Source organism: Mesorhizobium sp. M7A.F.Ca.CA.004.04.2.1, assembly GCF_004022825.1.
GTDB lineage: Bacteria > Pseudomonadota > Alphaproteobacteria > Rhizobiales > Rhizobiaceae > Mesorhizobium.
The window spans coordinates 1-4667 of the sequence record NZ_RZPH01000440.1 but is presented as its reverse complement, the minus strand read 5'-3'; the positions used below and the strand labels follow the sequence as shown (position 1 = coordinate 4667).

The 4667-nt window shown below is 62.0% G+C and carries 6 protein-coding genes and 1 pseudogene; 2 read left to right on the top strand and 5 right to left on the bottom strand.

Translation table 11 applies throughout. The features are described from left to right. From EN893_RS19530 to groES, 5 genes are all read right to left on the bottom strand, one after another. On the bottom strand, positions 1 to 780 hold a 780-nt coding region (locus EN893_RS19530; RefSeq protein ID WP_164900963.1), incomplete at its 3' end, for an AraC family transcriptional regulator. 334 nt (positions 781 to 1114) lie between these two features. Beyond that, positions 1115 to 1408, bottom strand: coding sequence for a DUF982 domain-containing protein (locus tag EN893_RS19525; protein WP_127270014.1), 294 nt, complete (start codon positions 1406 to 1408; stop codon positions 1115 to 1117). Between the two features lie 97 nt (positions 1409 to 1505). Next, the gene (locus EN893_RS19520) at positions 1506 to 1733 is read right to left on the bottom strand and encodes a hypothetical protein (protein ID WP_013530720.1); all 228 of its coding nucleotides are present in this window, start codon (positions 1731 to 1733) and stop codon (positions 1506 to 1508) included. Positions 1734 to 1802: 69 nt separating this feature from the next. Next, positions 1803 to 3434: a chaperonin GroEL gene (gene groL, locus EN893_RS19515; protein WP_127301758.1), complete on the bottom strand. Its 1632-nt coding sequence runs from the start codon at positions 3432 to 3434 to the stop codon at positions 1803 to 1805. A 56-nt stretch (positions 3435 to 3490) separates the two neighbouring features. Next, positions 3491 to 3805 carry a co-chaperone GroES gene (groES, locus tag EN893_RS19510; protein ID WP_127255658.1) on the bottom strand — a complete coding sequence of 105 codons (315 nt, stop codon included), beginning with the start codon at positions 3803 to 3805 and terminating at the stop codon, positions 3491 to 3493. A gap of 332 nt (positions 3806 to 4137) precedes the next feature. Between groES and EN893_RS19505 the strand changes: the two genes are divergently transcribed. Further along, entirely contained in the window at positions 4138 to 4416 is a 279-nt protein-coding gene (locus tag EN893_RS19505) for an usg protein (protein WP_127271604.1), read from the top strand. A gap of 62 nt (positions 4417 to 4478) precedes the next feature. Next, a pseudogene (locus tag EN893_RS39365) lies at positions 4479 to 4667 on the top strand (hypothetical protein); the annotation flags it as partial.

Here is a 4667-nt window from a genome sequence, read left to right as displayed (position 1 = left end):
GTTGAAGCCGACCTCGTAGCAGATGTCGGTGATCGAGGCCTGCTCGTCGCTCATCAGGATCTGGCAGGCAAGGTTGATGCGCAGCCGCTTCACATACTGCACCAGCGACATGCCGGTGTGACGGCGAAACGAGCGTGAGAAAGCGCCGGTCGATTGGCCGGCGATGGCGGCGAGGTCCGCCTCGTCGAACAGCTGCGTCAGGTTTTCCCTGATATAGGCGAGCGCCTTATTCATGCCGGCGGTCATGTAGCCGGAGGGATCGGGCCGGTAGCTGGCGCTGGCCAAAAGCTGGAATTCCTGGGCGCGGCTGAGCAGGCCGGCGATCATCATGAACAGCTCGATGCGGCGCACACCTTGTGCCTGCATCATCTCTTCCATCAGCGGCGCCAGCGCCTTGCTGGTGCGGCTGGAAAACAGCACGCCGCGACGTGACGCCTCGAGCAGAGCCGTGAGCCCCGCCAACTCCGGCAGCACATGCATGGCATCGCCGATGAAACTTTCGGAAAACTGAATGATGCGGCCGCGCAGCGGGATCGAACTGTCCCTGGCGATATCGCTGACCCAATTGTGCGGCAGGTTCGGCCCGGTCAGCACCAGATTGCCCGGCTCGAACTCGCCGATGAAGTCGCCGACGAAATAGCGGCCGTTGGTGAAGATCACCTGATGCAGTTCATATTCGGGATGGAAGTGCCAGCGCACCGTATGGAAGGGGTAGCCGTGCGACCACGCCTTGAAGGACTCACCGCGTCGTATCTGGACAACTTCCAGGTCCGGTTCCATGTCCGTTTCCTCCCGGGCCGGCACGGATATTTGCCGCGTTCGGCCCAATTCCCTAAACCGGCCGAATTGGTTTCGGCTCTGCATTTCAAGAGCCAAGGTACCGGCTCATGACAACAGGCGCCACCACGATTCAAGACAACGGATGATACTTTTTTAACCGGGAGGCGGCGCTCAGAAGCGCTATTCGGGCAGAACAGGTCAGTCTTGCTGACGCGTTCGCTCAATGACCAACGACAATGCCGCCCGCCCGGAAAGGAATTCCGGCGTCTCCGTGTTCGCCTGGCTTATCGCAAGACCATGGTCTTCAGGCGCTGTGCAGCGCCGCATCGTCAGTTCACCTCGTGCGCAGCGCACCACCGGCCGCCGTCGCGAGCGGCGTAACCATCTCCGGCACCAATATGTCGTGGCGGCGCGCGAAGCTGACCAGCGTGGCCCGCACCGTCTCCGGATCGATCTCGCCGACGATGCCCGCCTTGCAAGCGTTGAGTGCGACGGCATGGGCGCCGTTGCGGCCGGCGCTCGGCCAGTCCTGCAGCAGTGCGTAAGCTTCCATCACGCTGTCGATCTTCCTCGGAAAGCCCATTCCGACCAGAAGTGTGACCGGTTCCTCAAATTGCCCGTGATTCATGGCTTGTGCCTCCTCTCGATTGTTCAGGGCCTGTAGCGGGCCGAGCACCGGGAGCGCGGCCCGCCGCGAATAGGTGAATGGACTGGCCGATTTCCGTTCAGCCGCTGCCGGCGGATACCTCGGATGTTGCCGACACTTGCTGCGCGGCGAGGAACATCAGTGCCGACGCCGCGGTTCGCCGGTTCCAGCCGGCAGCTTCAGCCATGTCGAGCAGCCCTGCCAGCAGCGGCTTCAGCACGTTCCTGCATTCTGTTTCATAGGCCAGGAATTCCTTCGCCTGGTGCGTAGGAGCCGGTACGGATCCGAGGCCAGCCATTGCATCCATCTTTACCTCCACTTTCTCTTCGGATGACGCCCGCTCCCCGCCAGGGAAGCGGGCGGATGGGCCGTGACCTCAGAAGTCCATACCGGCGCCGGCGGGCATTGCCGGGGCGGCGGCTTCCTTCTTCGGCTTCTCGGCCACCATCGCCTCCGTGGTCACCAGCAGGCCGGCGACCGATGCCGCGTCCTGGAGAGCGGTGCGCACCACCTTGGCCGGGTCGATGACGCCCTGGCCGTAGAGATCGCCGAATTCGTTGGTCTGGGCGTTCCAGCCCCAGCCGAATTCGCTTTTCTCGCGCAGCTTGCCGACGATGATCGAGCCTTCGGCGCCGGCATTCTCGGCGATCTGCCGGACCGGCGTTTCGATGGCACGGCGCACGATATCGACGCCAGTCTTCTGGTCCGCATTGTCGGTCTGCACGGCATCGAGCGCCTTGGCTGCCCGCAGCAGCGCGACACCGCCGCCAGGCAGCACGCCCTCCTCGACGGCCGCGCGGGTCGCATGCAGCGCATCGTCGACGCGGTCCTTGCGCTCCTTGACCTCGACCTCGGTCGAGCCGCCGACCCGGATCACCGCAACGCCGCCGGCGAGTTTGGCCAGCCGCTCCTGCAGCTTCTCGCGGTCGTAGTCGGAGGTGGTCTCCTCGATCTGCGCCTTGATCTGCGCGACACGGCCCTGGATCTCTTCCTTGCGGCCGACACCGTCGACGATGGTGGTGTTTTCCTTCTCGATCACCACTTTCTTGGCGCGGCCCAGCATCTGCAGCGTCACATTTTCCAGCTTGATGCCGAGATCTTCCGAGATCGCGGTGCCGCCGGTGAGAATGGCGATGTCTTCCAGCATGGCCTTGCGGCGGTCGCCGAAGCCCGGCGCCTTGACGGCCGCGACCTTGAGGCCGCCGCGCAGCTTGTTGACGACCAGCGTCGCCAGCGCCTCGCCTTCCACATCCTCGGCGATGATCAAGAGCGGCTTGCCCGACTGCACCACGGCTTCAAGCACGGGCAGCATCGCTTGCAGGTTGGAGAGCTTCTTCTCGTGGATCAGCACATAAGGCTCATCGAGTTCGACGCGCATCTTGTCCTGGTTGGTGATGAAATAGGGCGAGAGATAGCCGCGGTCGAACTGCATGCCTTCCACGACTTCGAGTTCGGTCTCGGCGGTCTTGGCCTCCTCCACCGTGATGACGCCCTCATTGCCGACCTTCTCCATCGCCTCGGCGAGGAAACGGCCGATCTCGGCATCGCCATTGGCGGAGATGGTGCCTACCTGCGCGATCTCGTCGTTTCGGGTGACCTTGCGGGCATTGGTCTTCAGTTCGGCGACCACCGCATCGACCGCCTTGTCGATGCCGCGCTTCAAATCCATCGGGTTCATGCCCGAGGCAACCGCCTTGGCCCCTTCCCTGACGATCGCCTGTGCAAGCACCGTTGCGGTCGTCGTGCCGTCGCCGGCAAGGTCGTTGGTCTTGGAAGCCACTTCGCGCACCATCTGGGCGCCCATATTCTCGAACTTGTCTTCAAGCTCGATTTCCTTGGCCACGGTGACGCCGTCCTTGGTGATGCGCGGAGCGCCGAACGACTTGTCGATGACGACATTGCGCCCCTTGGGACCGAGCGTCACCTTTACCGCATTGGCAAGGATATCGACGCCGCGCAGCATCTTCTCGCGCGCTTCGGTATGGAATTTCACTTCTTTGGCAGCCATTGGATCACTCCTTTATCTAGGCAGCATTCGTTGACTGGATGGATACGAAGAAGCCGTCAGGCGGCCTTCTTCACTTCGGCGATCTCATCGATGACACCCATCACGTCGCTTTCCTTCATGATGAGCAGGTCCTCGCCGTCGAGTTTGATTTCGGTGCCGGACCATTTGCCGAACAGGATGCGGTCGCCGACCTTGACATCGAGTTCGACAAGCTTGCCGCTGTCGTCGCGCGCGCCGGGACCGACGGCGAGCACTTCACCTTCCTGCGGTTTTTCCTTTGCGGTATCGGGGATGATGATGCCGCCGGAGGTCTTCTCCTCGGCTTCAAGGCGGCGGACCAGAATACGGTCATGCAATGGACGGAACGCCATGTCGTTCTCCTCGTGGACAAACAGGTTTTTGAGGTTCCTCCGCACCGAACCGGCAATATCGGACCGGTGCGGAACGCCCCGACCCTTCGTCAGGCATCGCGGCGCATATCGAGCTAGTTTTGCCGTTTTTCGGTTTCAAGAGACCGGCGAAAAAATTTTTCCATTCGACCAGAAAGGGCGCCAACGCACTGTTATGGCGCGGCTATTTTCGGAACCCCCGAGCTTCTCGCGACGTTGTTTGAAGAGGAACCGATCGTCCCGGCATGGCATCGGGCGAGTTCAATACGGACATCGCGGGCTGGAGGCCTGAACGGAGAGAGAAGGAGAAAGACATGGCCGATACGGTCAGCAGCGAATTCCGCCTGCAAATGGAAGGTTATGGCCTGACGACGGCCGAAATCCACTATCACCTGCCCGATCATCCGAGCCTGCTTCAGCTCTATGTCTGGCAGGACTATGATCTCGCTCCGGCCTTTCCCGAACTCAAGGGCTTTCTCCAATATTGGGAGCGCGAACTCGACGGTCCGCTGCACTCGGTCCGCATTGCTCATCATCGACTCATCCAGCCTTCGGAATGGCGGGCCGTCGAGGGCATCATCACGGTCCACTAGAGGTCTTTGGGACGGACTCCGCTCCTGCTTCGCCCCCGGAGCGACGACGTTGGAGCAAGCTCTTGCCGGCCCCACGCAGCGCCAACAATCTCCGCTCCAGGATTTCCAATTTCCATGTTGTAAAACGATCCTGCCGCGCTAGCCTGAAACCAGATGCGAGGCGGGGAAGAGGAATGGAGCTTCAGCTCAACGGCAAGGTGGCGCTGGTCACCGGCTCGACGCAAGGCATCGGCCGCGCCATCGCCGAGACG

Bases quoted from the DNA above. Each gene is read 5' to 3' on its own strand.
- EN893_RS19520 (WP_013530720.1), bottom strand. From the start codon at position 1,733: ATGGATGCAATGGCTGGCCTCGGATCCGTACCGGCTCCTACGCACCAG.
- EN893_RS19525 (WP_127270014.1), bottom strand. From the start codon at position 1,408: ATGAATCACGGGCAATTTGAGGAACCGGTCACACTTCTGGTCGGAATG.
- groES (WP_127255658.1), bottom strand. From the start codon at position 3,805: ATGGCGTTCCGTCCATTGCATGACCGTATTCTGGTCCGCCGCCTTGAA.
- EN893_RS19505 (WP_127271604.1), top strand. From the start codon at position 4,138: ATGGCCGATACGGTCAGCAGCGAATTCCGCCTGCAAATGGAAGGTTAT.
- groL (WP_127301758.1), bottom strand. From the start codon at position 3,434: ATGGCTGCCAAAGAAGTGAAATTCCATACCGAAGCGCGCGAGAAGATG.